This window comes from Pseudorhodoferax soli, from assembly GCF_003337555.1.
Classification (GTDB): Bacteria; Pseudomonadota; Gammaproteobacteria; order Burkholderiales; family Burkholderiaceae_C; genus Pseudorhodoferax; species Pseudorhodoferax soli.
Window position 1 is genome coordinate 104,842 of record NZ_QPJK01000009.1, and the last position, 26,628, is coordinate 131,469.

24 protein-coding genes are annotated in these 26,628 nt (G+C 70.3%); 20 read left to right on the forward strand and 4 right to left on the reverse strand.

The features are described from left to right. Window positions 1–81 precede the first annotated feature (81 nt). The 17 genes from DES41_RS27880 to DES41_RS27960 all read left to right on the forward strand — a co-directional run bounded on the left by DES41_RS27880 (window position 82) and on the right by DES41_RS27960 (window position 18,270). Entirely contained in the window at window positions 82–1,059 is a 978-nt protein-coding gene (locus DES41_RS27880) for an NAD(P)H-dependent flavin oxidoreductase (protein ID WP_114470884.1), read from the forward strand. After that, the gene (locus tag DES41_RS27885) at window positions 1,056–1,379 is read left to right on the forward strand and encodes a PaaI family thioesterase (protein WP_114470885.1); all 324 of its coding nucleotides are present in this window, start codon (window positions 1,056–1,058) and stop codon (window positions 1,377–1,379) included. The genes DES41_RS27880 and DES41_RS27885 overlap by 4 nt, the downstream gene beginning before the upstream one ends. A gap of 2 nt (window positions 1,380–1,381) precedes the next feature. Beyond that, window positions 1,382–2,902, forward strand: coding sequence for an AMP-binding protein (locus tag DES41_RS27890; protein WP_114470886.1), 1,521 nt, complete (start codon window positions 1,382–1,384; stop codon window positions 2,900–2,902). Further along, on the forward strand, window positions 2,902–3,315 hold the full coding sequence (locus DES41_RS27895; RefSeq protein ID WP_114470887.1) for a PaaI family thioesterase: 414 nt from the start codon (window positions 2,902–2,904) through the stop codon (window positions 3,313–3,315). The genes DES41_RS27890 and DES41_RS27895 overlap by 1 nt, the downstream gene beginning before the upstream one ends. A gap of 127 nt (window positions 3,316–3,442) precedes the next feature. Continuing rightward, window positions 3,443–4,444, forward strand: a complete 1,002-nt coding sequence (locus tag DES41_RS27900; protein ID WP_114470888.1) for a tripartite tricarboxylate transporter substrate binding protein — start codon at window positions 3,443–3,445, stop codon at window positions 4,442–4,444. A 42-nt stretch (window positions 4,445–4,486) separates the two neighbouring features. Continuing rightward, a complete protein-coding gene (locus tag DES41_RS27905) occupies window positions 4,487–6,631 on the forward strand; it encodes a hypothetical protein (RefSeq protein WP_114470889.1) in 2,145 nt (714 codons plus the stop codon). An 82-nt stretch (window positions 6,632–6,713) separates the two neighbouring features. Further along, window positions 6,714–7,739, forward strand: a complete 1,026-nt coding sequence (locus DES41_RS27910) for an AraC family transcriptional regulator (protein WP_114470890.1) — start codon at window positions 6,714–6,716, stop codon at window positions 7,737–7,739. Between the two features lie 256 nt (window positions 7,740–7,995). Further along, complete coding sequence (locus DES41_RS27915; protein ID WP_114470891.1) at window positions 7,996–9,180, forward strand: lipid-transfer protein; 1,185 nt, start codon at window positions 7,996–7,998, stop codon at window positions 9,178–9,180. A gap of 13 nt (window positions 9,181–9,193) precedes the next feature. Next, window positions 9,194–9,637: a MaoC family dehydratase N-terminal domain-containing protein gene (locus DES41_RS27920; protein WP_114470892.1), complete on the forward strand. Its 444-nt coding sequence runs from the start codon at window positions 9,194–9,196 to the stop codon at window positions 9,635–9,637. Window positions 9,638–9,650: 13 nt separating this feature from the next. Then, window positions 9,651–10,070, forward strand: coding sequence for a MaoC family dehydratase (locus DES41_RS27925; RefSeq protein ID WP_114470893.1), 420 nt, complete (start codon window positions 9,651–9,653; stop codon window positions 10,068–10,070). 17 nt (window positions 10,071–10,087) lie between these two features. Next, the gene (locus DES41_RS27930) at window positions 10,088–10,909 is read left to right on the forward strand and encodes an SDR family NAD(P)-dependent oxidoreductase (protein WP_114470894.1); all 822 of its coding nucleotides are present in this window, start codon (window positions 10,088–10,090) and stop codon (window positions 10,907–10,909) included. Next, window positions 10,909–12,066, forward strand: a complete 1,158-nt coding sequence (locus DES41_RS27935) for an acyl-CoA dehydrogenase family protein (RefSeq protein ID WP_211333110.1) — start codon at window positions 10,909–10,911, stop codon at window positions 12,064–12,066. Before DES41_RS27930 ends, DES41_RS27935 begins: the two co-directional genes overlap by 1 nt. Before the next feature lie 22 nt (window positions 12,067–12,088). Further along, on the forward strand, window positions 12,089–13,747 hold the full coding sequence (locus tag DES41_RS27940) for a long-chain-fatty-acid--CoA ligase (protein WP_245965896.1): 1,659 nt from the start codon (window positions 12,089–12,091) through the stop codon (window positions 13,745–13,747). A gap of 25 nt (window positions 13,748–13,772) precedes the next feature. Continuing rightward, complete coding sequence (locus DES41_RS27945) at window positions 13,773–14,756, forward strand: Bug family tripartite tricarboxylate transporter substrate binding protein (RefSeq protein WP_114470897.1); 984 nt, start codon at window positions 13,773–13,775, stop codon at window positions 14,754–14,756. After that, a complete protein-coding gene (locus tag DES41_RS27950) occupies window positions 14,753–15,547 on the forward strand; it encodes an SDR family oxidoreductase (RefSeq protein ID WP_114470898.1) in 795 nt (264 codons plus the stop codon). The genes DES41_RS27945 and DES41_RS27950 overlap by 4 nt, the downstream gene beginning before the upstream one ends. A gap of 13 nt (window positions 15,548–15,560) precedes the next feature. After that, window positions 15,561–16,337 carry an enoyl-CoA hydratase/isomerase family protein gene (locus tag DES41_RS27955; RefSeq protein ID WP_114470899.1) on the forward strand — a complete coding sequence of 259 codons (777 nt, stop codon included), beginning with the start codon at window positions 15,561–15,563 and terminating at the stop codon, window positions 16,335–16,337. 190 nt (window positions 16,338–16,527) lie between these two features. Beyond that, on the forward strand, window positions 16,528–18,270 hold the full coding sequence (locus DES41_RS27960; protein WP_245965897.1) for a sensor domain-containing diguanylate cyclase: 1,743 nt from the start codon (window positions 16,528–16,530) through the stop codon (window positions 18,268–18,270). A gap of 1 nt (window position 18,271) precedes the next feature. Here the strand turns inward: DES41_RS27960 and DES41_RS27965 are convergent, their stop codons facing one another. Next, the gene (locus DES41_RS27965; protein WP_114470901.1) at window positions 18,272–19,423 is read right to left on the reverse strand and encodes an alpha-hydroxy acid oxidase; all 1,152 of its coding nucleotides are present in this window, start codon (window positions 19,421–19,423) and stop codon (window positions 18,272–18,274) included. A 21-nt stretch (window positions 19,424–19,444) separates the two neighbouring features. Further along, entirely contained in the window at window positions 19,445–21,106 is a 1,662-nt protein-coding gene (locus DES41_RS27970; RefSeq protein ID WP_114470902.1) for an L-lactate permease, read from the reverse strand. Window positions 21,107–21,422: 316 nt separating this feature from the next. Between DES41_RS27970 and DES41_RS27975 the strand changes: the two genes are divergently transcribed. Next, window positions 21,423–22,385 (forward strand): Bug family tripartite tricarboxylate transporter substrate binding protein, encoded by a 963-nt coding sequence (locus DES41_RS27975; RefSeq protein WP_114470903.1) that lies wholly within the window; start codon window positions 21,423–21,425, stop codon window positions 22,383–22,385. Window positions 22,386–22,389: 4 nt separating this feature from the next. Here DES41_RS27975 and DES41_RS27980 read toward each other — a convergent pair whose 3' ends face one another. Further along, on the reverse strand, window positions 22,390–23,349 hold the full coding sequence (locus tag DES41_RS27980; RefSeq protein ID WP_114470904.1) for a hydroxymethylglutaryl-CoA lyase: 960 nt from the start codon (window positions 23,347–23,349) through the stop codon (window positions 22,390–22,392). Window positions 23,350–23,488: 139 nt separating this feature from the next. Between DES41_RS27980 and DES41_RS27985 the strand changes: the two genes are divergently transcribed. Further along, window positions 23,489–24,652 carry a CaiB/BaiF CoA transferase family protein gene (locus DES41_RS27985; protein WP_114470905.1) on the forward strand — a complete coding sequence of 388 codons (1,164 nt, stop codon included), beginning with the start codon at window positions 23,489–23,491 and terminating at the stop codon, window positions 24,650–24,652. Here DES41_RS27985 and DES41_RS27990 read toward each other — a convergent pair. Next, window positions 24,644–25,534 carry a LysR substrate-binding domain-containing protein gene (locus tag DES41_RS27990; RefSeq protein ID WP_114471140.1) on the reverse strand — a complete coding sequence of 297 codons (891 nt, stop codon included), beginning with the start codon at window positions 25,532–25,534 and terminating at the stop codon, window positions 24,644–24,646. The genes DES41_RS27985 and DES41_RS27990 overlap by 9 nt on opposite strands. A 57-nt stretch (window positions 25,535–25,591) precedes the next feature. Here DES41_RS27990 and DES41_RS27995 point away from each other — a divergent pair, with 57 nt between their 5' ends. Then, entirely contained in the window at window positions 25,592–26,566 is a 975-nt protein-coding gene (locus DES41_RS27995) for an NUDIX hydrolase (protein WP_425466400.1), read from the forward strand. The last annotated feature ends 62 nt before the right edge of the window (window positions 26,567–26,628 follow it).

Consider the following 26,628-nt stretch of genomic DNA (forward strand, 5'->3'; position numbering starts at 1 on the left):
TTGCCGCTTTGTCACTTTGCGCCAATGGCCCCAGCCATTCGGCCATTGATGGCGTGCGGGGCGCTCCAGATACTGCGCCGCATGCCACATCCCCTCTTCCAACACCTGCGCCTGCCCGTCATCGCCTCGCCGCTGTTCATCATCAGCGTGCCGCAGTTGGTGATCGCGCAGTGCAAGGCCGGCATCGTCGGCTCCATGCCCGCCCTCAACGCCCGCCCGGCCGAGCTGCTGGACGACTGGCTGGCCGAGATCACCGAGACGCTGGCCGCGCACGACCGCGCCCATCCCGAGGCACCGGCCGCGCCGTTCGCGATCAACCAGATCGTCCACAAGAGCAACGACCGGCTCGACCACGACATGGCCGTCTGCGCCAAGTACAAGGTGCCGCTGACCATCACGTCGCTCGGCGCGCGCACCGAGATCAACGACGCCGTGCACGCCTGGGGCGGCATCGTCATGCACGACGTGATCAACGACCGCTTCGCGCACAAGGCGGTGGAAAAAGGCGCCGACGGCCTGATCGCCGTGGCCAGCGGCGCCGGGGGCCATGCCGGCACCACCAGCCCGTTCGCGCTGATCCAGGAGATCCGCCGCTGGTTCACGGGCCCGCTGGCGCTGTCGGGCTCCATCGCCAGCGGCGATGCGATCCTGGCCGCACAAGCGCTGGGCGCCGACTTCGCCTACATCGGCTCGGCCTTCATCGCGACCGAAGAGGCCCGCGCCGCCGAGGCCTACAAGCAGATGATCGTCGACAGCAGCAGCGAGGACATCGTCTACTCCAACCTGTTCACGGGCGTGCACGGCAACTACCTCAAGCCTTCGATCCGCAACGCCGGCCTGTACCCGGACCGGCTTGAGACCAGCGATCCCTCGGCCATGAACTTCGGCAGCAACCGCGTCAAGCCCTGGAAGGATGTCTGGGGCTGCGGCCAGGGCATCGGCGCCATCTCGGCGGTGCAGCCGGCCGGCCAGGTCGTGGCCCGCATGGCGCGCGAGTACGCCGCTGCGCGTGCGCGCATCGCCGTGCCGCTGCGCCAGCCTGAAGCCGTCGCCGCGTGAGCACGGCCGCCACCGCCGTCTGCGTCGCGCCGCAGGCGGCCGCTGCCAGCCACCGCAGCCAGGCCATCGCGCTGCTCGACGCTGCACTGGTCGCCGCCGCGCTGGCCCGCAACCCCGATGCGCAGGCGGTCGACGTGATCGATCTGCACCTGGGCTTCGTGCAGCCCGGGGGCGCCGGCCTGCATGCCGAGGGCCAGGTCACGGGCGGCGGCCGCTCCGTCTGCTTCTGCGAAGCCGAGCTGCGCAACGCTGCCGGCCAGCTCGTGGCACGCGCCATGGGCACGCTGCGCTACCGCCATCCGCCCTCTCCTGGAGCCTGAAGATGTACCTGACCCAAGGCCTGCACCGTTCGCTGCAGCGCCACCCCGACAAGACCGCGCTGCGCCACCTCGCGCCCGACGCTGAGCGTGCCTACACCTTCACCCAGCTGCTCGACCAGGTCGCGCGCCGGGCCGCCGTGCTGCGCGCGCGCGGCATCGCCCCCGGCGAGCGCGTGGCGCTGCTGGCGCCCAACGACGACGCCATGGTCATGGGCCTCCTGGCCTGCTGGTGGCTGGGCGCCGTGGCCTGCCCGCTCAACACGCGCTGGAGCGTGCCCGAGCTGCGTTACGCCCTGGCCGACTGCGGCGCGCCGCTGCTGCTGGCCGATGCCAGCTTCTCCGGCCCCTGCGCGGAACTGGCCGATCTGGCGCAGGTGCTGCCCATGGCCGAATTCGCCGCGCAGGCGGCCGCCACAGCCCCGGTGGACGACGCGCGCGTGGGCGGCGAGGCCCTGGCCGCCATCCTCTACACGGGCGGCACCACGGGCCGCTCCAAGGGCGTGATGCTCACGCACCTGAACTTCTGGTCGGCATCGATGACGCGCGGGGCTGAACTCAACAACGCGCCCGACAGCGTCTCGCTGCTGGTGGCGCCGCTGTTCCATGTGGCGGGCCTCGGCAGGCTGATCGGCCAGAGCATCGTGGGCGGCAGCTGGGTCACCATGCCGCAGTTCCGCGCCGAGATCGTGCTCGATGCGATCTTCACGCACGGCATCACCGACACCATCGTCGTGCCCACCATGCTGCAGGCGCTGCTGGAGGCGCCCAACTTCGACGCCGCCAAGGTGCAGAGCCTGAACCGCATCGCCTTCGGTGCCGCACCCATGCCGCCCGACCTGCTCGACCGCGCGCTGGCCACCTGGCCGAACGCCGAGTTCTTCCAGGCCTACGGCCTGACCGAGACCTCGGGCGCGGCCTGCATCAACCTGCCGGCCAACCACCGGCCCGGCGCGCCGGCAGAGCGCCTGCGCTCCGTGGGCCGCGCCGGCCTGGGCGCGGAGATCCGCATCGTCGACCCCGAGGGGCGCGAGTGCGCGCGCGGCGAGGTGGGCGAGATCGTCATCCGCGGCCCCATGGTCACCAGTGGCTACTGGAAGCTGCCCGAGGTCTCGGCCCAGGCCCTGCGCAACGGCTGGCTGCACACCGGCGACGGCGGCCGCATGGACGAGAACGGCTTCATCTTCATCGCCGACCGCCTGAAGGACATGATCATCAGCGGCGGCGAGAACGTCTACTCCGGCGAGGTCGAGGCCGCGCTGCGCAGCCACGGCGATGTGGTCGACGCCGCCGTCATCGGCGTGCCCGACGCGCGCTGGGGCGAGGCCGTGCACGCGGTGGTGGTGCTGCGCCCCGGCGTGGCCGAGAGCGCCGAGCTCGCGGATGCCATCAAGGCCCATTGCCGCACGCGGCTGGCGGGCTACAAGTGCCCGCGCAGCCTGGCCTTTGCGGCCGCGCTGCCGCTGTCGGCTGCCGGCAAGGTGCTCAAGACCCAGCTGCGTGCCGAGCACGCGAAGAAGCCCTGATGGACGCCGCCGAGAGCATGCGGCTGTACAACGCCGTGCCCTTCATGCAGCTGCTGGGCATCCGGCGCGAGTTCTCCGAGGGTGGCCGCGCGCGCCTGGTGGTCGATGGGCGGCAGGAGCTCGAGAACCCGATCCGCGCCATGCACGGCGGCGTGGTCGCCACGCTGCTGGACGTGGTCATGGCCAGCGCGGCGGTGTCGAAGATCGGCTTCGCGCGCACCGCCGTCACGCTGGACATGAACATCAGCTATCTGCAGCCCGGCCGCGGCCGCCTCACCGCCGACGGCGAGGCACTGGCCATCGATGTGGACGGCGACACCGTGCAGTGCCGCGCCGAGGTGCGCGACGACGCCGGCCGCTGCGTGGCCCGCAGCATGGGCTCGTTCCGCTACCTGCCGCTGCCCGGCGCGTAGGCCTTTGATCGATACGGCCATCGTCGCTTGACGAAACGGCCATGTCCCGGCGGGCCGGCCGCCTCTAGTCTTGCCGGCAAGTTTTTTCAGTAGCACCCGGCCCGTACGCGGCCGCAAGGAGACAAGCATGCCCATCGCCTTCCCATCCCCTGCCACGCCCGTTGCACGCCGCACGGTGCTGCGCGCCGGCCTGGGCGCACTGGCCGCCAGCACACTCGGCGCACCGGCTTTCGCCAGCACCGCCTTCCCCAACAAGCCCATCCAGCTGCAGCTGCCCTTCCCGGCCGGCGGCATGTTCGATGCCGTGCTGCGCGCGCTGGCCGAGGCCGCCGCCAAGGACCTGGGCCAACCCATCGTGCTCATGCACCGCGCGGGCGCTGGCGGCGTGACGGGCGTGTCCAGCCTGACCAGCATGGGCGACGCCGATGGCTACCTGCTCGGCGTGATGCACAACTCGGTGATCCGCTGGCCGCACATGAACAAGGTGGCCTGGGACCCCCGCACCGACTTCACCTACCTGATGGGCCTGAACAACCTGACCACCGGCATCGCGGTGGCGGCCGACGCGCCGTGGAAGACGCTGGCCGAGCTGCTGGCCGATGCCAAGGCCAGGCCCGGCCAGCTGAGCTGGGGCAACGTGGGCGCCATCAGCGCCAACCGCATCTACGCCGAACGGCTGGCGCGCGCCGCGGGCGCCAAGTTCAACTTCATCCCGTTCAAGGGCGGGAACGAGCAGCTGACGGCCGTGGTCGGCCGCCACCTCGATGTCTATGGCGACCCCGGCTTCGGCGCCATGGCGCGCAGCGGCAAGCTGCGCGTGCTGGCCACTTTCACCGAGCAGCGCCTGAGCCAGTGGCCCAACGTGCCCACGGTGCGCGAGCTGGGCCACGACCTCGTGGTGCAGTCGCCGTTCGGCCTGGTCGCACCCAAGAACATGGACCCGGCCGTGCGCGCGCGGCTCGAGTCGGCGTTCCAGAAGGCGGCGCACGACCCGGCCTACCGCCGCATCGTCGACGACTTCGACCTGGCGCCCTGGAACATCGGCGGCGAGGCCTACCGCCAGTACGCGGTGGCGCAGTACGACCGCGAGAAACAGATGCTCGACGAGATCGGCTTCAAGCCGGAATAGCCGACCGGCATCCATCCACCACAAAGAGAGAAGAGGAGACACATGAAGAAGACAACACCCCCAACCCTGCTGCGCCTGTCGGTGCTGGCGCTGGTCGCTGCCGTGGGCACGGCCTGCGGCGGCTCCAGCGACGACACCAGCGACGTCGCCGTCGCGTTCTCCAGCAGCAAGCCCGACGCCGCGCCGTTCCCGAGCGACCGCTACACGGTGGCCGACACGCGCCAGCTGTCGCAGCTGCGTGTCGCGCTGCCCAAGCCCGACTGCGCCGTGCGCGTCAGCGACTGCTACGACATCGACGAGCTCAACACGCTGGACGGCTTCTCGCTGGTCCCGCGCTTCACGGTGCCCTTCACGGGCGACATCGATCCCGCCACGGTGACCAGCGACAGCGTCTACCTGCTCGAACTGGCCAGCGGCCGCAAGATCGGCATCAACCAGACCGCCTGGGACGCGCCCGCGCGGCTGCTGTCCTTCAAGAGCGACGAGCTGCTGCGCGAGCAGCAGCGCTACCTGATGGTGGTGACCGACCGCGTGCGCGACACCGCCGGCAAGCGCCTGGGCGGCGGTGAATGGCTGGACGCCTCCAGCGGCCTGGCCATCGGCCGCGCCAGCGAGAGCGGTGGCTACCGCGAGGCGCTGCGCCAAGCCCTGGCACAGGCGCCTGCCAACGCCGGCAAGCCCGTCGCCGCGACCCTGTTCACCACGCAGAACGCCACCGCCACGCTGGCGGCCATGGCCGCTGCCGCCAAGGCGCGCACCGCCACAGGCATCGACTTCATGGTGGCCACGCAGGGTGGCACGCCGGCGCGTGCGCTGTTCGGCATCGACCAGATCGCCTCCGGCGTGGTCCACCGCCAAAGCGGCACGGCGCCGCAGTTCGCCGACACGGCGCTGCGCCTGTCCGCATTGCAGGTGGTGCCGGGCAGCGTGGCGCAGGTCGGCTTCGGCCGCTTTGCCTCGCCCACCTTTTTGGACGCCAAGGTGCGCATCGCGCCCACCGGCACGGCCGCGTTGCCGCAGCTGCTGGGCGAGACGCAGGTGGCGGTGCAGGTCTTCGTGCCCGCAGGCACCAAGCCGGCCGGCGGCTGGCCGGTGGTGCTGTTCGGCCATGGGCTGGGCAACAACATGCACGATTCGCCGTGGGCCATCGCCTCGGTGCTGGCGTCCTACGGCCTGGCCACGGCCTCGATCCACGTGGTGGGCCACGGCGGCGGCGCCCAGAGCACGCTGGAGCTGGCCCTGTCCGGCGGCGGCCAAGCCAGCGTGGCCGTGCCGGGCCGCGGCATCGACCAGAACGGCGACGGCCAGATCACCCCGTTCGAAGGCGCCACGGCGCCCGCACCCTACGGCGTGATCGGCTCGCGCGACGCGCTGCGCCAGACCGTCACCGACCTGGTGGAGCTGGCGCGCCGCTTCCAAGCCGGCGTGGACATCGATGGCGACGGCCAGAGCGACTTCGACGGCAGGCGCGTGACCTACAGCGGCCAGTCCTTCGGCGGCGTCTACGGCACCATGCTGCTGGCGGTCGACAAGGACCTCGTGGCCGGCGTGCCCAACGTGGGCGGCGGCAGCCTGATCGAGGCCACACGACTGGGCGGGCTGCGCTCGCTGCGCGTGGCCTCGCTGGCGGGCCGCACGCCCTCGCTGATCAACCTGCCGCCCACGGCGACCGGCGCCGCGCAGTTCGACGAGAACCTGCCGTTCCGCGGCCAGCCGGTGTTGAGCAAGCATGTGGACGGCGCGCAGGCCATTGCCAAGCTGTTCGACCACAGCGAATGGGCGCAGCAGTCCGGCGAGGCCACGGCCTATGCGCCGCTGATCCGCTTGCGGCCGCTGGCGGGCCATGCCCCCAAGCCCATCGTCTACCAGTTGGCCAAGGGCGACACGGTGATGACCAACACCAGCTCCGGCATGGTGGTGCGCGGCGGCGCGCTGGGCGACCGCGTGAGCTGGTTCCGGCACGACCTGGCGTTCAACAACAACAACGCCGTGGCGCGCAACCCGCACGGCTACATGCTGGACATCACGAACCCGGCGGCCTTGCCCTATGCCTTGCAGGCGCAGCGGCAGATCGGCGCCTTCCTGGCGAGTGGCGGCACGGACTTCAGCGATGCGGACGGCACCGGGCCGTACTACGAGAACGTCGTCGATCCGGCCGTGCTGGATGCGCTGAACTTCCTGCCCTGATGCGGCATACGCGGCCCGGCGCGCGCCGGCTGCGCAAGTGACAGTGGGCAGGGGGCGCGGCCTCTAGAATTTGCCGCGTTCCATGCCACCACTCTCCGCCGGCAACACGCGGCAAACCATCGCCATCGGCCAGGTCCAGCAGATCGTGCTGGGCGCGCGCCGTGCCGGCCGCGATGTCGACGCCCTGCTGCAGCGCGCCGGCATCCCGCCCGAACTGCTGGGCTCGCCGCTCTCGCGCGTGAGCCAGGCGCAGTACGCGGCCCTCATCTTCGAACTGCGCCACAGCCTGCGCGACGAGCTGTGGGGCCTGTGCAGCAGGCCGCTGCCGCTGGGCAGCTTCGAGGCGGCCTGCCGCCAGGCCGTGGGTTGCCGCACGCTGGGCGAGGCGCTGCGCGCCGGCCTGCGCCACTACCGGCTGCTGCTGGCCGACTTCACACCGCGCCTGCACGTGCACGACGGCGTGGCCAGCATGGCGCTGGCGCCGCGCCTGCCGGTCGACGAGCGCCTGAGCTACGCGATGCGCTGCTTCGCGTTCCTGGGCTACGGCCTGGTCTGCTGGCTCGTGGCACGGCGCCTGCCGCTGCTGGCGGTGGATCTGCCCCGCACCGAGGCCGACCGCACCGGTGACGCACCACAGCTGTTCCAGGCCCCGCCGCACTACGGCCTGCGCGCCGGCTGGCGCTTCGAGGCGCGCTGGCTGGCGCTGCCCATCGTGCAGACGCCCGAGAGCCTGGCCGGCTTCCTGGCCCAGGCGCCGGCCAGCCTGCTGCTGAAGTACCGCGACGACAGCAGCCTGGCCGAGCGCATCCGCCGCCTGCTGCGCCGCCACCTGGGCGGGCCCATGCCCTCGCTCGAAGACGTGGGCGCCCAGCTCGCGATGACGCCGCAGACCCTGCGCCGGCGCCTGCGCGAGGAAGGCGCAGGCTTCCGCGCGATCCGCGACGACCTGCTGCGCGACGCCGCCATCGACTACCTCACGCACCCCGGCCTCACGCTGCCCGAGATCGCGGGGCAACTGGGCTTCTCCGAGGCCAGCACCTTCCACCGCGCGTTCAAGAGCTGGACGGGCCTGGCGCCCGGCGCCTACCGGCAGGAACGCCTGGGCTGAAACGCCCGGGTTAACCCTGGGTGGGCGTGCCGCGCGCGGCACTTTGAGCGTTCGGGCCAATCTCTTCCATCGCTTCGGCCATGGGCTGCGCCACGGCCGCTGCCTAGACTTGTTTGCAGCCACAGGAGACACGTTTGACCCGCATGCCCGACGCCGCGCACCTTCGCCGCACCGTCCGTCTGGCCGCCGCTTCAGCGGCGGCGCTGGCCATCCCGCTCCAGCGAGCCCCATTCTTTTTCCCAGCCAAGGAACACCCATGAAACGCAATGTCTACGTCGCCGGCGTCGGAATGATCCCCTTCACCAAGCCCGGCAAGAGCGAGCCCTACACCGTGATGGGCGCCCGCGCCGCCGAGCTCGCGCTCAAGGACGCCGGCGTGCCCTACGACGCCGTGCAGCAGGCCTACGTGAGCTACGTCTACGGCGACTCCACCGCCGGCCAGGCCGCCATCTACGGCGTGGGCCTGACGGGCATCCCGGTGTTCAACCTCAACAACAACTGCTCCAGCGGCTCGTCGGCGCTGTACCTGGCGCGCCAGGCGGTCGAGAGCGGCGTGGCCGAATGCGCCATCGCGCTGGGCTTCGAGCAGATGGTGCCGGGTGCGCTCAAGGGGGCCTACGAAGACCGTCCCTCGCCGATGGCGCGTTTCGCCGAGACCATGGACCAGCTGCAAGGCACGCTGCCCACCGCACCGCGCGCGGCCCAGTTCTTCGGCGGCGCGGGCCGCGACTACATCAAGCAGTACGGCATCCGCCCCGACACCTTCGGCCGCATCTCGGTCAAGGCGCGCCAGCACGCCGCGCGCAACCCGCTCGCCGTGTTCCGCGACACCGTGACGCTGGAAGAGGTGATGGCCTCGCCCGCCGTGTTCGACCCGCTCACGCGCCTGCAGTGCTGCCCGCCCACCTGCGGCGCGGCCGCCACCATCGTGTGCTCGGAAGCGTTCGCCAAGAAGCACGGCATCGCGCTCAAGGTGCGCATCGCGGCCCAGTCGATGACCACCGACACGCCCAGCACCTTCGACAGCGGCGACATGCGCCGCGTGGTCGGCTACGACATGACGGCCGCCGCCGCCAAGCAGGTCTACGAGGCCGCGGGTGTGGGCCCGGAAGATGTGGACGTGGTCGAGCTGCACGACTGCTTCACCGCCAACGAACTCATCACCTACGAAGGCCTGGGCCTGACGCCCGAGGGCACGGCCGAGAAGTTCATCCTGGACGGCGACAACACCTACGGCGGCAAGGTCGTCACCAACCCCTCGGGCGGCCTCTTGTCCAAGGGCCACCCGCTGGGCGCCACGGGCCTGGCGCAGTGCTACGAGCTCACGCACCAGCTGCGCGGCACAGCCGACCAACGCCAGGTGGAAGGCGCGCGGCTTGCGCTGCAACACAACCTGGGCCTGGGCGGCGCCTGCGTCGTCACGCTGTACGAGCGGGTGTGAGCAAGGAGCACGCATGATCGACAAGAAATACATCGGCCACACCCAGCCGGCCTTCACGGTGCCGGTGGAGGCCTCGCGCCTGCGCTTCTTCGCCAAGGCCACGGGCCAACTCGATTCGGTCTACAGCGACGAGTCGGCTGCACGCGATGCCGGCCACCCCGCGCTGCCCGTGCCGCCCACGTTCCTGTTCTGCCTGGAGATGGAATCGCCCGACCCAGCCGCGCTGCGCAACCTGCTGGGCCTGGACTACCGCCGCCTGCTGCACGGCGAGCAACGCTTCGTCTACCACCGCATGGTGTACGCGGGCGACCAGCTGACCTTCGAGCAGCGCATCGACGACATCTACGACAAGAAGGGCGGCGCGCTGGAGTTCGTCGTGCGCACCACGCGCGTGACCAACCAGCGCGGCGAGCACGTGGCCGACCTCAAGGGCGTCACCGTGATGCGCAACGGCTGAAGGAGACACGAACATGACCACCATCACCTACGACCAGATCAATGTCGGCGACGCACTGCCCGCCTTCGAGACCGAGGCGATCTCGCGCCTCACGCTGGCGCTGTACTGCGGCGCCTCCGGCGACCACAACCCCATCCACGTGGACACAGACTTCGCCAAGGCCGCCGGCCAGAGCGACGTGTTCGCGCACGGCATGCTGTCCATGGCCTACCTGGGCCGCCTGCTGACCAACTGGGTGCCGCAGACCGCGCTGCGCGAGTACGGCGTGCGCTTCGTCGCGATCACGCAGGTGGGCGCCAAGGTCCGCTGCGAAGGCCGCGTGACCGAGAAGTTCGAGCAGGACGGCGAGCGCCGCGTGCGCGTCGAACTCTCCACCACCGACCAGAACGGCCAGGCCAAGCTGGCCGGCGACGCCGTGTTGGCCCTTTCCTGAATCCAACGAGACAAGACATGACGCTCAAGCTCCTAGACAAAGTTGCCCTGGTCTCCGGCTCCGGCCGCGGCATCGGCAATGCCATCGCGATGAAGCTCGCCTCCGAAGGCGCGCGCCTGGTCATCAACGACCTCGACGAAGCACCGGCCATGGAAACCGTGGCCGCCATCCGCGCGGCCGGCGGCCAGGCCGTGGCCTGCGTCGGCAGCGTGACCGATGCCGACTTCGGCACACGCTTCGTCGGCGCCGCGCTCAAGGAATTCGGCGGCGTGGACATCATCGTCAACAACGCCGGCTACACCTGGGACAACGTGATCCAGAAGATGAGCGACCAGCAGTGGGAAGACATCCTGGCCGTGCACCTGACGGCGCCGTTCCGCATCTTGCGCGCCGCCGCCGAGTTCATCCGCGAGGCCGCCAAGAAGGAGGCCGACGCGCCGGTGTTCCGCAAGGTCGTCAACATCTCGTCCACCTCGGGCGTGTACGGCAACGCGGGCCAGGCCAACTACGCCGCGGCCAAGGCCGGCATCAACGGCCTGACCAAGGCCATGGCCAAGGAGTGGGGGCGCTACAAGGTCAACGTCAACAGCGTGGCGTTCGGGCTGATCCAGACGCGGCTGACGCAGCCGCTGACGGCCGGGGAGGCCAGCGTGGACATCGGCGGCCGCACCATCGCGGTGGGCGTGCAGCCCGACCGCCTGAAGGCCGCAGAAGCCACGATCCCGCTGGGCCGTGGGGGCACGCCGGAAGAGGCGGCCGGCGCGGTCTACATGTTCTGCATCCCCGAGTCGAACTACGTGAGCGGCCAAGTGCTGGTCTGCGGCGGAGGCCGGCCATGATGCAGGCCCCTCGCGCCTGGATGACACCCGAACTCGAACTGGTGCGCGACACCGCGCGCCGCTTCTTCGAAACCGAGTGCGTGCCCAACCAGAAGAAGTGGCAGGAGCAGGGCCACGTCGACCGCGCCATCTGGCGCCGCGCCGGCGAACTCGGCCTGCTCTGCGCCGGCATCCCCGAGGAATATGGCGGCGGTGGCGGCAGCTTCCTGCACGAGGCCGTCATCTGCGAAGAGCAGATGCGCGCGCTGGTCAACAGCTTCTCGATCAACGTGCACAGCGGCATCGTGGCGCACTACCTGCTGGCCTACGGCACCGAGGCGCAGAAGCAGCGCTGGCTGCCCGGCATGGCGCAGGGCGAGACCATCGCGGCCATCGCCATGACCGAGCCCGGCGCCGGCACCGACCTGCAACGCATCGCCACCAGCGCGGTGAAGGATGGCGATGACTACGTGGTCAACGGCGCCAAGACCTTCATCACCAATGGCCTGCTCGCCGACATCATCGTCGTGGCCGTGAAGACCGACCCCACGGCCCGGGCCAAGGGCGTGTCGCTGGTCGTGATCGAGACCAAGGACCTGGAAGGATTCCGCCGCGGCCGACTGCTCGAGAAGGTCGGCCAGCAGGGCCAGGACACGGTGGAGCTGTTCTTCAACGACATGCGCGTGCCGCAGGCCAACCTGCTCGGCGGCGAGGAGGGCAAGGGCTTCGCGCAGCTCATGCTGCAGCTGCCGCGCGAGCGTCTGGTGCTGGCCATCGGCTGCGCGGCCACCATGCAGCGCGCGGTGGACGAAACCCTGGCCTACACGCGCGACCGCAAGATCTTCGGCGACTCGCTGTTGCACCTGCAGAACACGCGTTTTAAGCTGGCCGAGTGCCAGACCAAGGCGACCATCGCACGCAGCTTCCTCGACGACTGCGTGGCCCGTCTCGCACGCCACGAACTGGACATTCCCACCGCCGCCATGGCCAAGTGGTGGGTCAGCCAGGCGACCTGCGAGGTGGTGGACGAGTGCCTGCAACTGCACGGCGGCTACGGCTACATGCAGGAGTACCCCATCGCCCGCATGTACGCCGACGTGCGCGTCTCGCGCATCTATGGCGGCGCGAACGAGGTCATGAAAGAGATCATCGCCCGCGCGATGGAAAAGGGCGACTGACCCACAGGGGATGGAGACACTGATGACCCCCAGCACACCACCCTGGCACCGCCACTGGCCGCGCGGCTTGCCACACGCACTGGCCGTGCCGCAAACCACGCTGTGGGACAACCTGGCGACCAGCGCCGCGCGCTACCCCGCGCGGCCCGCCATCGTCTACTACGACAGCGTGCTGACCTATGCCGCGTACCGCGCGCAGGCCGACGCCCTGGCGGGCCACCTGCAGCGCGCCGGTGTCGCCAAGGGCGACCGCGTGCTGCTGATGAGCCAGAACTGCCCGCAGTTCGCCATCGCCTTCTTCGCCGTGCAGCGCTGCGGCGCCGTGGTCGTGCCCGTCAACGCGATGTGCACGGCCGGCGAAGTCGACCATTACCTGGAAGACAGCGGCGCGCGCCTCGCCATCGCGGCGCAGGAACTGCTGCCCGCCATGCAGCCCGCGCTCGCCCGTGGCGTGCTGCGCGAGGTGGTGGTCATCTGCTATGCGGACGCGTTGACGGCACCGACCGAACTCAACGTGCCCGAGGTCGTCCGCGCGCCGCGCCTGGCGCTGCAGCAGCCCGGCTGCGTGGCCTGGGCGGACGCCACCGCTGGCGCAAGGTCCACGCCGGTGGCCATCGGCCCGAACGACCTCGCGGCGCTGCCCTACACCTCGGGCACCACCGGCCGGCCCAAGGGCTGCATGCACACGCACGCCAGCCTGACGGCCTCCAGCGTCGGCGCCAGCCTGTGGCGCAACCTGCATGCCGAATCCGTGGTGCTCGGCGTCGCCCCCATGTTCCACCTGCTGGGCATGCAGAACGCGATGCTGATGCCGGTGTGGCACGGCGCCACCGTGGTCATGCTCGCGCGCTGGGATGCCGCCGCCGCCGCGGCCTTGATCGAGCGCTACCGCGTCTCGGTCTGGGCCTCGCCGCCGGCCATGCTGATCGACTTCTTCGCCCACCCCGAAGCGCAGCGCCGCGACCTCTCCAGCCTGGCCATGCTCAACGGCGGCGGCGCGGCCATGCCCGAGGCCGTCTCCGGCATGCTCAAGGAGCGCTTCGGCATCACCTACATCGAGGGCTACGGCCTGACCGAGACGGCTTCGTTCCTGCATTGCAACCCGCTGCAGGCGTCCAAGCGCCAGTGCCTGGGCATCCCGACCTTCGGCGTGCACTCGCTGATCGTCGATCCCGAGACGCTCGCGGTGCTGCCGCCGGGCGAAACGGGCGAGCTGGTCAGCCGCGGCGCGCAGGTCATGCAGGGCTACTGGCGCGACGAGGCCGCCAACCGCGCGGCCTTCATGGAGGTGGACGGCGAGCGCTACTTCCGCACCGGCGACCTGGCCAGCATGGACGCCGACGGCTACTTCTTCATGCGCGACCGCCTCAAGCGCATGATCAACGTCAGCGGCTACAAGGTCTGGCCCGCCGAGGTGGAAAGCATGCTCTACGAGCACCCTGCCATCCACGAGGCCTGCATCGTGTCCCGCCCCGACGCCAAGCAGGGCGAATCGGTCTGCGCGGTGGTGGTGCTGCGGCCCGGCCAGACGCTCGACGAGCCCGGGTTGATCGCCTGGTGCCGCGAGCGCATGGCGGTGTACAAGGCCCCGCGCGCCGTGGAGTTCCGCGCCGCACTGCCCAAATCCAACACCGGCAAGGTGGCCTGGCGAGAGATCCGGGAAGCCTTCGCCCGCGCTTGACGCACCACATTTCAAGGGACAAGACATGACAACAACCGACATCACGCGCCGCCAGGCCCTGGCCTTCACCACGCTCGCGCTCACCGGCCTGCCGGCGTTGGCGCAGCAGGATTTCCCGAGCAAGCCGCTGCGCGTGATCGTGCCCTACGCGCCGGGCGGCGGCACCGACACCATCGGCCGCCTCATGGCCACCAAGCTTGGGGAGAACTGGAAGGCCACCGTGGTGGTGGAGAACAAGCCGGGCGCGGGCGGCGTGATCGGCAACGACATGGCGGCCAAGGCCCCGGCCGATGGCTACACCATCCTGATGGCCATCACGGTCATGGTGCAGCACCCGGCGCTGATGCCCAAGCTGCCCTACGACCTGCTCAAGGATTTCCAGCCGCTGGCCGTGGCCGCGCGATCGGCCGACCTGCTGCTGGTGCACCGCGATGTGCCGGCCAACACGGTCGAAGAGTTCGTCAAACTGGCCAAGGCGGACCCGCGCACCTACGCGCTGGGCTCCTACGGCAATGGCACCTCCGGCCACATCCACGCAGCCATGCTCAACCAGCAGGCCGGGCTGGACTTGTCGATCGCGCACTACAAGGGCGCCGGCCCGCTGATGGCCGACCTGCTGGGCGGCCAGGTCAAGGTGGGCTTCCTGGACGCGACCACGGCCGCGGCCCAGGTCAACGGCGGCCGCGTGAAGGTGCTGGGCGTGACGGGCGCGCGCCGCTCGCCGCTGGCACCCAATGCACCGACCTTCACCGAGCTGGGCTACAAATCCTTCGAGCCCTACGGCTGGTTCGCGCTGTTCACGCAGGCCGGCACGCCGCCGGCGATTGCCAAGAAGCTGTCCGACGAATTCGTCGCCATCTTGGCCCAGCCCGAGGTGCGCAAGCGCCTGGAGGAACTCGGCCTGCTGCCGGGCGGCGAGCCGGTGGCCGAATTCGCCAAGGAGATGCGGCGCGACCTCGACATCTGGAGCCGCGTCATCAAGGAAGCCAACATCAAGATCGACCAATGAACACCGACTTCTTCGACTTCAAGGGCCACCACGTTTTCGTGGCCGGCGGTTCTTCCGGCATCAACCTGGCCATCGCCGATGCCTTCGCGCAGGCCGGCGCCAAGGTGGCCATCGCCAGCCGCTCGGCCGAGCGCATCGCCGGCGCCGTGGCGCAGCTGCGCGCCCATGGTGGCGAGGCCGAGGGCTACAGCGCCGACGTGCGCGAGGCGGAGGCGATCGAGGCCGCGCTGCGCGCCGCGCACGAGCGCTTCGGCCCCATCGACGTGCTGGTCTCGGGCGCGGCCGGCAACTTCGTCGCACCGGCGCTGGGCATGTCGCCCAAGGGCTTTCGCACCGTGGTGGACATCGACCTGATCGGCGGCTTCAACGTGGTGCGCTCGGCCCATGCATTCCTGCGCAAGCCGGGCGCCTCGGTGCTGAACATCTCGGCACCGCAGGCCGCCAATCCGACGAAGCTGCAGGCCCATGTCTGCGCGGCCAAGGCCGGGCTGGACATGATGGTGCGCGTGCTGGCCATGGAGTGGGGCCCGGACGGCATCCGCGTGAACTCGCTGGTGCCCGGGCCCATCGCCGGCACCGAGGGCATGAAGCGCCTTGCACCCGACGCCGCGGCCGAGAAGCGGGTCACCGATTCCGTGCCGCTGGGCCGCATGGGCAGCACGCAGGAGATCGCCAACATGGCCCTGGTGCTGGCCTCGCCGCTGGCCAGCTACGTGACCGGCGCCATCCTCAACGTGGACGGTGGCAGTTCGCTGCCGGGTGGGCGCGACCTGGGCGCCACGCCGCAATGACAAGGACCCTCCAATGAGCAAGATCCGCTTCGAACAACAGGGCGCCACCGCCATCCTGACGCTGGACGACCAGCCCGTGCGCAACGCGCTCTCGCCCGAGATGCGCGTGGAGGTGGCCGAGGTGGTCGAGCGCGTGCGCACCGACGCCACCATCCGCGCCCTCGTCATCACCGGCGCCAACGGGCATTTCTGCTCGGGTGGCGACCTGCGCAACATCGCCAATGCGGGCCTGGACAACGCCGGCTGGCGCGACCGCCTGCACCTGCTGCACGGCTGGCTGGCCAAGCTGCTGAGCCTGGACAAGCCCGTGATCTGCGCGGTGGACGGTGCGGCCTACGGCGCAGGCTTCGGCCTGGCGCTGGCCGGCGACTTCATCGTCGCAACAAAGCGTGCGCGCATGAGCGTTTCCTTCCTCAAGGTCGGCCTGGTGCCGGACTGCGGCATCTTCTACACGCTGCCGCGCGTCGTCGGCCCGCAGCGTGCGCGCGAACTCATGCTGTCGGCGCGCGAGGTCAAGGCCGACGAGGCCCTGCGCCTGGGGATCGCGATGGAGGTGGTCGAAGCCGACCAGCTGCTGCCGCGCGCGCTGGCGCTGGCCAAGAGCTTCGAGGGCGCCTCGCCCATGGCCGTGAGCCTGATCAAGCGCGCCTGTGCGGCGACCGGCGACCTGGTCGGCCAGCTCAGCCTGGAGGCCGACGCCCAGGCCCTGGCCATGGGTTCGCCCGAGCACAAGACCGCCATCCAGGATTTCCTGCAGAAGCGCCCGCCGAAGTTCGCCTGGCCGGAGTAAGCGCCCTGCGCCATCGGGCGTATGGCGTGTTGTGCGGGCGCTGCGACAATGCGCCGCTTTGCCGTGGGGCGGTGCGCATGGGGCGGCCGTTGTCGTGCGGACGTCCGGGTGCCGATCGATGTGCAGGGCTCTGGGGTGGCTGTGGGGGATCTGTCTGTGGCTCTGTGCCGGCGCGGCGTCGGCCCAGGCCGTGCAAGTCGTGCCCGGGCAGGGCCAACTGGTGCTGCACGAGGCCGCGGAGGTTCTTGAGGACCCCACGGGCCAGCTGACGCTGGACGCGGTGCGCGGCCAGCGCTTCGCACCTGCCACGGGCGGGCTGTCCAGTTTCGGCTTCACTGCGTCGGCCTACTGGTTCCGCTTCACGCTGGACAACCCGGGCAGCGCCGTGCTCACGCGGCTGCTGGTGCTGCGCACCAACTGGCTGGACACCGTGGACCTGTACGCGCCCGGTGCGGACGGCCAGCCCGTCCACCGCCGCTTCGGCGACACGCTGCCGTTTGCCGAACGCGAGGTCGATGCGCCGCAGTTCGTGGTGAGCCTGCCGGTCGCGCCGGGCCAGCACACCTACTACCTGCGCATCACCAGCAGCCAGGCCTTCATGACGCCCATGGAGCTGTGGGAGCTGAAGGCCTTCCACGAGAGTGACCGGCGCTGGTCGGCCTACTACGGCATGTTCTACGGCATCCTGGCCGTGATGGTGCTCTACAACGCCTTCATCTGGACGTCCACGCGCGACCGCAACTACCTGGCCTACTGCGCCTACCTGCTGTCGTTCTTCCTCATGAACGCGGCCTACAACGGCTTCGCCTACCAGTACTTCTGGCCCGAATCGCCGCGCTGGAGCAACTGGGCCCACACGCCGTTCATCTTCGGCTTCCAGGTCGTCGCGCTGTGGTTCTCGATGAGTTTCCTGGAGTCGCGCCAGCGCACGCCGCGCGTGCACCGGGTGATGCAGGTCTACCTGGCGCTCACGCTGGTGGCCTGGGCCGCGGTGACGGTGGCGGGCGACCCGGTGGCCTACAACGCGGCGCCCGTGTACTTCATCTTCCTGGGCACACCGCTGATCCTCACGGCCGGCTTGCGCGCCTGGCTGCGCGGCTACCGCGCTGCGCGCTTCTTCGTGCTGGCCACCATGGCCAGCCTCACGGGCAGCTTCGTCACCGCGCTGACGGTCAGCGGCCTGCTGCCCTACACCTTCGTGCACTTCCACGCGGCCGAGTTCGGCATCCTCGTCGACGTGGTGCTGCTCTCGCTGGCGCTGGCAGACCGCATCAACCTGCTGTACCAGCAGCGTCGCGCGGCGCAGGCGCAGGCCACGCGGCAGCGGCTGCAGGCCTCCTTCCAGCTGGAGAAGGCCAACATCCGGCTGGAGCAGCAGGTGCAGGAGCGCACGGCCGAACTCGCGCGGGCGCGCGACGATGCGGAGCAGCTGGCGCGGCTGGACGCGCTGACCGGCGTGGCCAACCGCCGTTCCTTCCAGGAGGTGGCCGAGCGCGAGTTCCTGCGCGCGCGGCGCTACGGGCATCCGCTGGCCGTGCTGGTGTTCGACATCGACCTGTTCAAGCAGGTCAACGACACGCATGGCCATGCGGCGGGCGACATGGTGATCCGCGCCGTGGCCGGCATCGTGCGCGGGGCGGTGCGCGAGGTGGACTTCCTGGCGCGCATCGGTGGCGAGGAGTTCGCGGTGCTGCTGCCGGAGGTGCAGCTGCTGGACGCGCAACGCACCGCGGAGCGGCTGCGCGAGCTGGTCGCAGACTGGCGCGGCGCCTTCGAAGGCCGGGCCCTGCGCTGCACGGCCAGTTTCGGCGTCAGCATCGTCGAGGCGGATGACCCCGCCTTCGACACCGTGCTGCAGCGGGCCGACCAGGCCATGTACGCGGCCAAGCAGGCGGGCCGCGACCAGGTGAGCGTGTACGGCTCGGTGTTCTGACTCAGCCCGGGATGGTGCCCGGCAGCAGGATGCTGCGGTCGACCTTCTGGATGTCGGTGTGGCCGCAGAAGGCCATGGTCACGTCGAGTTCCTTGTGCAGGATTTGCAGCGCCTTGGTGACGCCTGCCTCGCCCATCGCGCCCAGGCCGTAGGCCATGGCGCGGCCGATCATGGTGCCGCGCGCGCCCAGGGCCCAGGCCTTGAGCACGTCCTGGCCGCCGCGGATGCCGCCGTCCATCCACACCTCGGTCTTGCTGCCCACGGCGTCGACGATGGGTGGCAGCGCCTCGATGGAACTGGGCGCGCCGTCGAGCTGGCGGCCGCCGTGGTTGCTGACCACGATGGCGTCGGCACCGGCGTCCACGGCCAGCTGCGCGTCCTCGGCCACCATGATGCCCTTCAGGATCAGCTTGCCGCCCCATTGCTTCTTGACCCACTCGATGTCGGCCCACGACAGGCGCGGGTCGAACTGCTCGTTGGTCCAGGCCGACAGCGAACGCATGTCGCTGACGCCCTTCACATGGCCCACCAGGTTGCGGAAGGTGCGGCGCTGCGTGCCCAGCATGCCCAGGCACCAGCGCGGCTTGGTGGCCAGGTTGACGATGTTGCGCAGCGTGGGCCGTGGCGGCGCGGTGAGGCCGTTCTTCAAGTCCTTGTGGCGCTGGCCGATCACCTGCAGGTCGAGCGTCAGCACCAGCGCGCTGCACTTGGCGGCCTTGGTGCGCTCGATCATGCGGGCCATGGCGTCGCGGTCGCGCATCATGTAGAGCTGGAACCAGAACGGCGCGGTGGTGTTCTCGGCGATGTCTTCGATGGAGCAGATGCTCATGGTCGACAGCGTGAACGGGATGCCGAACTTCTCGGCCGCGCGCGCGGCGTGGATCTCGCCGTCGGCATGCTGCATGCCCGTGAGGCCCACGGGCGCGATGGCCACCGGCATCTTCGCGGCCTGGCCCACCATGGTGGTGGCCGTCGTGCGGTTCTCCATGTTCACGGCCACGCGCTGGCGCAGCTTGATCTTGTGGAAATCGGCCTCGTTGGCGCGGTAGGTGCCCTCGGTCCACGAGCCGGAATCGGCGTAGTCGTAGAACATGCGCGGCACGCGCTTTTCGGCGAGGACGCGCAGGTCCTCGATGGTGGTGATGACGGTCATGGCGGTATTGTCTTTCTCAGCTCACTTCACGACCATCAGGGTGAACGGCCAGACGTAGGCCTGCATGGTGACGTACAGGCCCACCAGGCAGGCCAGTGCGATCGAGTGGAAGAACACGTAGCGCAGGATCTCACCTTCCTTGTTGAACCAGCGCGTGGCGGTGGAGGCCACCACGATGGACTGCGCGTCGATCATCTTGCCCATCACGCCGCCCGAGCTGTTGGCCGCGCCCATCAGGTTGGGCGACAGGCCCAGTTGCTCGGCCGCCACCTTCTGCATGCCGCCGAACAGCACGTTCGAGGCCGTGTCCGAGCCCGTCAGCGCCACGCCGATCCAGCCCATCAGCGTGCCGAAGAAGGGGTACAGCACGCCGGTGTTGGCGAAGGCCAGGCCCAGCGTGGTGTCGGTGCCCGAGAAGCGCGTCAGCGTGCCCAGGGCCAGCATCAGCACGATGGTCAAGAGCGAGTACTTGACCAGCCACACCGTCTTGAAGAAGGTGCGCACGATGGCGACCGGGTTGTACTTCATGACGATGGCGCTGACGAGCGCCGCCAGCAGGATGCCGGTGCCGGTGGCCGACAGCAGGTTCAGCGTGTAGACGGCGGCCTCGGGGTGCGGCACGGGCACCACGGGCGGCACCTTCATGATCAGGTTGTGCAGGCCGTCGATCGGGAACTTGGGCGAGAAGATGCCGTTGAGCCAGGCCTTCACGGGCGGCAGGCCCCAGACGAAGACGAACACCGACAGGATGGCCCAGGGCGTCCAGGCGGCGATGAGCGCCTCTTTCGAGTGCTTCACGACGGGTTGTGGCGGCTTGGCTTGGTCGGCGCTGACGTCCTTGCCGCGCAGCGCGGGCGAGGTCCACACCTTCTTCGGCTGCCAGACGCGCAGGAAGCCGACCAGGCACAGCATGGAAACGATGGCGGCGATGATGTCGACCAGTTCCGGGCCCATGAAGTTGGACACCAGGTACTGCGGGATCGCGAACGACAGGCCGGTCACCAGGATGGCGGGCCAGATCTCCAGCATGCCCTTGCGGCCGGCGAAGGCCCAGATCAGCCAGAACGGCACCAGGAGCGAGAAGAACGGCAGCTGGCGGCCGATCATCGCCGTCACCTGCATCAGGTCGTAGCCGTGCACCTGGGCCAGCGTGATCACCGGCGTGCCCAGCGCTCCGAACGCCACTGGGGCGGTGTTCGCGATCAGCGACAGGCCGGACGCGGCCAGCGGCGAGAAACCCAGGCCGATCAGGATCGCGGCCGTCACGGCCACGGGCGTGCCGAAGCCGGCCGCGCCCTCGAAGAACGCGCCGAAGCAGAACGCGATCAGCAGCAGCTGGATGCGTCGGTCTTCGGTGATGCCCGAGAGCGAGTCCTGCAGCACCTTGAAGCTGCCGTTCTGCTCGGTCAGCTGGTGCAGGAAGATGATGTTCAGCACGATCCAGCCGATCGGCAACAGGCCCGTGAAGCCGCCCAGCATGGCGGCGCGGCCCGCCATGTCGATCGGCATGCCGTAGGCGAACACCGCGACGATCAGCGCGGCCACCAGCCCCATGCCGGCGGCGATGTGGGCCTTGATGTGGAAGAAGCCGAGGGCTCCGAGCATCACGACCACCGGAATCGCCGCCAGCGCGGTCGAGATGATCATGTTGCCGAACGGGTCGTAAATCTGCTGCCAGGTCATGGCGGGTCTCCTGTCGGTATTGAAAAACTGGTGGTGCAGCGGGCACGGGGCGGCGAACGCCGGGGTGCGCGGTGCACGGCGCGTCGGACTGTAGGGGGCGCGCTCGTGGCGGGGTGTGAAATGCCCGCGACGGGCTCGTGAAGGTTTTTCACGCGGACAGATGCCATGGTTGTCAGCGCCGTGTCAGTCGGCTGGTGCCGTCGCGCTGCGCGATGCGTGGCCGAAAAAAATGCACGCGGCCACCTGCGCAGGCCGGGATCATGGACCCGCGCGGGGGCGGGAGCAAGCCCCCGGCCACCACACAGAAGGAGACGACATGGACCGCAGACAACTGCTGGCCAGCGCCCTCGCGCTGGCCGCCGCCGCGCCAGCGCGCGCACAGGCCTTTCCCGGCAAGCCGATCCGCATGATCGTGCCGTTCCCGCCCGGCGGCGGCACCGATTTCATTGCGCGCACCGTGTCGATGCGGCTGGCGGAGTCCACGGGCTGGACCGTGGTGCCCGACAACAAGGCCGGAGCCGGCGGCACCATCGGCGTGGGCGAGGCGGCCAAGGCCGAGGCCAGCGGCCACACGCTGGTGCTGGGCCAGCTCGACAACCTGGGCGTGGCGCCGCTGCTCTACAAGGGCCTGCCGTACCAGCCGCAGCGCGACCTGCAGCCGGTCATCAACGTGGCCGATTTCCCGATCATCCTGCTGACTTCTTCGGCCTCGCCGTACAAGACATTGGCCGACGTGGTGGCCGCCGCGCGCGAGCCAGGCCGCATCACCTTCGCCTCGGCCGGCAACGGGACCGTGTCTCATTTGGTCGGCGAGCTGTTCCAGCTGCGCGCGGGCGCAAAGATGCAGCACATCCCGTACAAGGGCTCGGCGCCGGCACTGGTCGACGTGGTCAGCGGCCAGGTGACGCTGCTGTCGTCGTCGATCCCGTCGGCGCTGGCGCAGGTGCAGGCCGGCAAGCTGCGCCCGTTGGCGGTCAGTTCGGCGCGGCGCAGTCCCATCCTGCCCGAGGTGCCGACGATCGCCGAGAGCGGGGTGAAGGACTTCGACGTGAACGTCTGGTACGCCGTGTTCGCGCCGGCCGGCGTGCCCGCGCCCGTGGTGGCCCAGCTCAACGCCGCGCTGCACAAAATGCTGCAGATGGCCGAGGTGCAGGCCGCCATCCAGGCCCAGGGCGGCGAGGTGCGGCCCGGCACGCCGCAGGCACTCGGGGAGCGCCTGGCCGCCGACATCGCGCAGTGGCGCGAGGTGATCGCGGCGGCGAAGATCCAGCTGGAATGAGGCGTCAGCCGACCGCGGCCGCCTGCGCCTCGGCCGCGTAGCGCCGCAGCCGCGGGCCGGCGCGCATGACCTGGCCCGGCAGGGTGCGGCCGAGCACGCGCTCGAGTTCGCGCCCGGCTTCGCACAGCGCATCCAGATCGATGCCGGTTTGTACGCCCAACTGCTCCATCAGGTGCACCGTGTCTTCGGTGCAGACGTTGCCCGTGGCACCAGGCGCGAACGGGCAGCCCCCTGTGCCGGCCAGCGCAGACTCGTAGCGCGTGACACCCAGCGCGAGGCCTTCCATGACATTGGCCAGCCCGAGGCCGCGCGTGTTGTGGAAGTGCAGCGCCACGGGCAGCTGCGGCACCCGCGCGGCCAGGCGCTGGACGGTGGCGCGCACCAGTGGCGGCGTGGCCATGCCCGTCGTGTCGCCCAGCGTGAGGCCGGAGAAGCCGAGCTCGGCGAACTGCCGCGCAATCGCCTCGACCTGGTCCAGCGCCACATCGCCCTCGAACGGACAGCCGAACGCGCAGGCGATGGCGCCGTGCAGCCGCATGGGCGCGCCGCGCGCGATCTCGGCGATCTCGCGCATGTCCTGCAGCGAGTCGGCGATGCTGCGGTTCAGGTTCTTGCGGTTGTGCGTCTCCGAGGCCGAGAGGAAGACCACGGCCTCGTCGGCGTCGGCCGCCAGCGCGCGCTCCACGCCCTTGCGGTTGGGCGCCAGCACCGACAACTGCACGCCCGGGCGGCGGCGTACCGTGGCCAGCAATTCGGCCGCGTCGCGCAGTTGCGGCACGGCGCGCGGCGAGACGAAGGAGGTGGCCTCGAAATGGCGCACGCCGGCGTCCATGAGCCGCTCCAGCAGCGCGACCTTGGTGGCGGTGGGCACGAACGCGGCCTCGGATTGCAGGCCGTCGCGCAGGCCGACCTCGGTGATGCGGACCTGGGCCGGGTAAGTGGGCTGGTGGGATGAGGTGGGCATGCGGGTCTCCTGCGGCCAGCATAGCGGCGCGCACCCGCGCAGGCTTGGCCGATGGGCAGGGCGGCATCGCCAAATGCGATGCGTGGGCGCCGCCCATGCCGCAAGATCGCGCCTGCTTCAGACCCCAGGAGATTTCCACATGCAGTTGAGCGGCATCCGCGTCATCGACCTGACGCGCATCCTCTCCGGCCCGTTCTGCACCATGCTGCTGGCCGACATGGGCGCCGACGTCGTCAAGATCGAGACGCCCGAGGGCGACCCGGTGCGCGCGCAGGGCGAGATCGTCGACGGCCTGAGCTGGTACTTCGCCTCGTTCAACCGCAACAAGCGCTCGGTGCAGCTGGACCTCAAGTCCGCGGCGGGCATGGCGGCGTTGCGCCGGCTCATCGCCGGGGCCGACGTGGTGGTCGACAACTTCCGGCCCGGCGTGATGGAACGCATGGGCCTGGGCTGGGAGCAGTTGCGCGCGCTGGCCCCAGGCATCGTGCACACCAGCGTGAGCGGCTTTGGCCAGTCCGGCCCCTATGTGGACCGGCCGGCCTTCGACTTCATCGCCCAGGCCATGAGCGGCTTCATGAGCATGAACGGCACGCCCGAGACCGGGCCCATGCGCAGCACGCTGCCCATCAGCGACCTGATCGCCGGCTGCTATGCCGCGCTCGGCACGGCCGCCGCACTGGTGCGGCGCTTGCGCACGGGCCAGGGCGAGCGCGTGGGCGCCTCGCTGGTGGACGGGCTGATCAGCTTCGGCGCTTTCGCGAGCGCGGACTTCCTGGCCAGCGGCAAGCTGCCCGTGCCCACCGGCAACGACCACCTGCTGGTCGCGCCCTACGGCCTCTTCACGGCCAGCGACGGCGAGATCGCGGTGGCGCCGTCCAACGACGCCGTCTACCAGAAGCTGTTGCACGTGCTGGAACTGACCCACCTGCGCGAGGACCCGCGCTTTGCGACCAACGCGCTGCGCGTGAAGCACCGCGCCGCGATCAATGCGCATGTGAACATGGCCGTCTCGCGCCACGACAAGGCGCACTGGATCGCCACGCTCAACACGGCCGGCGTGCCCTGCGGCACCGTCATGAACCTGGCCGAGGTCTACAGCGACCCGCAGGTGCTGTCGCAGCAGATGCTGCTGGAGGTGGAGCACCCGGGCCATGGCGCGGTGCGCATGAACGGCTTTCCGGTGAAGTTCTCCGAGGCGCCCTGCGCCGTGCGGCTGCCGGCGCCAGACCCGGGCGCGCACACGGCCGAGGTGCTGCGCGAGGCCGGGCTCAGCGAGGCCGAGATCGCGGCGGTGTCAATGTGAGGCCGCTGCCTGCAGGTGGGCCAGCAGCAGCCGGCCCGCGCTGGGCAGGCCGTCGCCTGCGCGCACGCAGATCTTGAGCTCGCGGCTGGCCCAGCCGTCGGTCAGCGCGATGGTGGCCAGGCCGTCGCCCGCGTACAGCGCCAGCGCATCGCCGGGCATCACGCCCACGCCGAAGCCGGCCTTCACCATGGCGACCATCGCGTCGTACGAGGTCACCTGGAAGCGCATGCGCAGCGGCAGGTTCGCGGCCGTGGCCGCGCGCATCAGCATCTCGTTGCCGGCGCTGCCGCGGTGCATGCCGACCTGGTCGTACGCCAGCGTTTCGGCATAGGCCAGCGCGCGGTGGCCGGCCAGCGGATGCGCGGCCGGCACCACCAGCACCATGCGGTCGCGCCGGTACGGGAACACCGTGAGGCCCTGCAGGTCCAGCGCGCTCGTGAAGATGCCGATGTCGGCCGCGTTGTCCAGCACCAGCCGCGTGACGACCGAGCTCACGCGCTCCTCCAGGTCGATCTGCACGCGCGGGTGCTGGCGCGCGAAGCGGGCCAGGTCGCCCGGCAGGAACTGCGTGATCGAGGACAGGTTGGCCGCCAGCCGCACATGGCCGGCCGCGCCGCTGGCGTGGTCGACGAGGGTGTCGGCCAGGGCCTCGGCGTTGTGCAGCAGCTGGCGCGCGCCGCGCGCCAGGTTGCGGCCGGCCTCGGTCGGCTCGACCCCGCGTGCGCGGCGGATCAACAGCGGCGTGCCGACCTGGCGCTCGAGCTCGGAGATGCGCTTGCTGAGCGCCGAGGTGGCGATGTGCTCGCGCTCGGCGGCCGCGGCGATGGTGCCTTCCTCGACCACGGCGACGAAGAGTTGCAGCGAATAGAGGTTCAGGCGCACCGGCAAGGTCTGCAGGGAGTGGGGGAGGGCGAATGATAGGAGCGTGGCGACGGCACAATGCGGGCCTTTCCCGCCCGCCCCACGCCCTTGCCGCAAGCTTCCCAGCCGTCCCAGCCATCCCAGGCGGTCGCCGCCGAACTGGTGGCCGTGCTCGTTGCCGTGACGGCCGGGCAGGCGCGCATCCTGACCACGCACAAGGGGCTGGCGCTGCCGAGCGGACCCTTCGAGCAGACCCACCGCTCGCTGCAGGCTGGCATGCGCGCCTGGATCGAACGCCAGACGCACCACCCGATCGGCTACATCGAGCAGCTCTACACCTTCGCCGACCGTGACCGCGCGCGCGACCAGGGCCGCCGCGTGATCTCGGTCAGCTACCTGGGCCTCACGCGCGAGGCCGGGGCCACGGACGAAGCCAGCGGCTGGCGCGACTGGTACCGCTACTTCCCCTGGGAAGACCGCCGCTCGGACGCGGCCGAGGCGCTGCTGGCAGACAGCATCCTGCCGGCCCTGGCGGCCTGGCGCGATGCCGCGCCCGACGCCGCCAGCGCGCAGCAGCGCCGCCTGCGCGTGGACACGGCCTTCGGCCTGGGGGCTTCGGCCTGGAACGAGGACTTCGTGCTGCAACGCTACGAGCTGCTGTTCGAGGCCAGGCTGGTGCCCGAGGCCCTGGGCCGCAACCGCGCTGGCGCCCCCGCGTTGGCGACGGGCCAGCCCATGCGCGAGGACTTCCGCCGCATCCTGGCCACCGGCATCGCGCGGCTGCGCGCCAAGATCAAGTACCGGCCCGTGGTGTTCGAACTCATGCCCGATGCCTTCACGCTGCTGCAGCTGCAGCAGACGGTGGAGGCGCTGGCCGGCCACGCGCTGCACAAGCAGAACTTTCGCCGCCAGGTCGAGCAGCAGGCGCTGGTCGAGGAGACCGGCGAACTCGCCCAGGGCGGCTCGGGCCGGCCGGCCATGCTGTTCCGCTTCCGCGACGACGTGCTGCTCGAGCGCGCGATCTCGGGCAGCAAGCTCCCGCTCTCGCGTTGAGTTGCGCGGTGTGACGCCTGGGTTACACATTGGCCCTGGACTTATGCTCAACTCAAGTATAA

Excerpts from the sequence above, each read along its gene's own strand:
- DES41_RS27880 (WP_114470884.1), top strand. The coding sequence starts at position 82 with ATGCCACATCCCCTCTTCCAACACCTGCGCCTGCCCGTCATCGCCTCG.
- DES41_RS27890 (WP_114470886.1), top strand. The coding sequence starts at position 1,382 with ATGTACCTGACCCAAGGCCTGCACCGTTCGCTGCAGCGCCACCCCGAC.
- DES41_RS27895 (WP_114470887.1), top strand. The coding sequence starts at position 2,902 with ATGGACGCCGCCGAGAGCATGCGGCTGTACAACGCCGTGCCCTTCATG.
- DES41_RS27900 (WP_114470888.1), top strand. The coding sequence starts at position 3,443 with ATGCCCATCGCCTTCCCATCCCCTGCCACGCCCGTTGCACGCCGCACG.
- DES41_RS27905 (WP_114470889.1), top strand. The coding sequence starts at position 4,487 with ATGAAGAAGACAACACCCCCAACCCTGCTGCGCCTGTCGGTGCTGGCG.
- DES41_RS27910 (WP_114470890.1), top strand. The coding sequence starts at position 6,714 with ATGCCACCACTCTCCGCCGGCAACACGCGGCAAACCATCGCCATCGGC.
- DES41_RS27915 (WP_114470891.1), top strand. The coding sequence starts at position 7,996 with ATGAAACGCAATGTCTACGTCGCCGGCGTCGGAATGATCCCCTTCACC.
- DES41_RS27920 (WP_114470892.1), top strand. The coding sequence starts at position 9,194 with ATGATCGACAAGAAATACATCGGCCACACCCAGCCGGCCTTCACGGTG.
- DES41_RS27925 (WP_114470893.1), top strand. The coding sequence starts at position 9,651 with ATGACCACCATCACCTACGACCAGATCAATGTCGGCGACGCACTGCCC.
- DES41_RS27930 (WP_114470894.1), top strand. The coding sequence starts at position 10,088 with ATGACGCTCAAGCTCCTAGACAAAGTTGCCCTGGTCTCCGGCTCCGGC.
- DES41_RS27935 (WP_211333110.1), top strand. The coding sequence starts at position 10,909 with ATGCAGGCCCCTCGCGCCTGGATGACACCCGAACTCGAACTGGTGCGC.
- DES41_RS27940 (WP_245965896.1), top strand. The coding sequence starts at position 12,089 with ATGACCCCCAGCACACCACCCTGGCACCGCCACTGGCCGCGCGGCTTG.
- DES41_RS27945 (WP_114470897.1), top strand. The coding sequence starts at position 13,773 with ATGACAACAACCGACATCACGCGCCGCCAGGCCCTGGCCTTCACCACG.
- DES41_RS27950 (WP_114470898.1), top strand. The coding sequence starts at position 14,753 with ATGAACACCGACTTCTTCGACTTCAAGGGCCACCACGTTTTCGTGGCC.
- DES41_RS27955 (WP_114470899.1), top strand. The coding sequence starts at position 15,561 with ATGAGCAAGATCCGCTTCGAACAACAGGGCGCCACCGCCATCCTGACG.
- DES41_RS27965 (WP_114470901.1), bottom strand. The coding sequence starts at position 19,423 with ATGACCGTCATCACCACCATCGAGGACCTGCGCGTCCTCGCCGAAAAG.
- DES41_RS27970 (WP_114470902.1), bottom strand. The coding sequence starts at position 21,106 with ATGACCTGGCAGCAGATTTACGACCCGTTCGGCAACATGATCATCTCG.
- DES41_RS27975 (WP_114470903.1), top strand. The coding sequence starts at position 21,423 with ATGGACCGCAGACAACTGCTGGCCAGCGCCCTCGCGCTGGCCGCCGCC.
- DES41_RS27980 (WP_114470904.1), bottom strand. The coding sequence starts at position 23,349 with ATGCCCACCTCATCCCACCAGCCCACTTACCCGGCCCAGGTCCGCATC.
- DES41_RS27985 (WP_114470905.1), top strand. The coding sequence starts at position 23,489 with ATGCAGTTGAGCGGCATCCGCGTCATCGACCTGACGCGCATCCTCTCC.
- DES41_RS27995 (WP_425466400.1), top strand. The coding sequence starts at position 25,592 with ATGCGGGCCTTTCCCGCCCGCCCCACGCCCTTGCCGCAAGCTTCCCAG.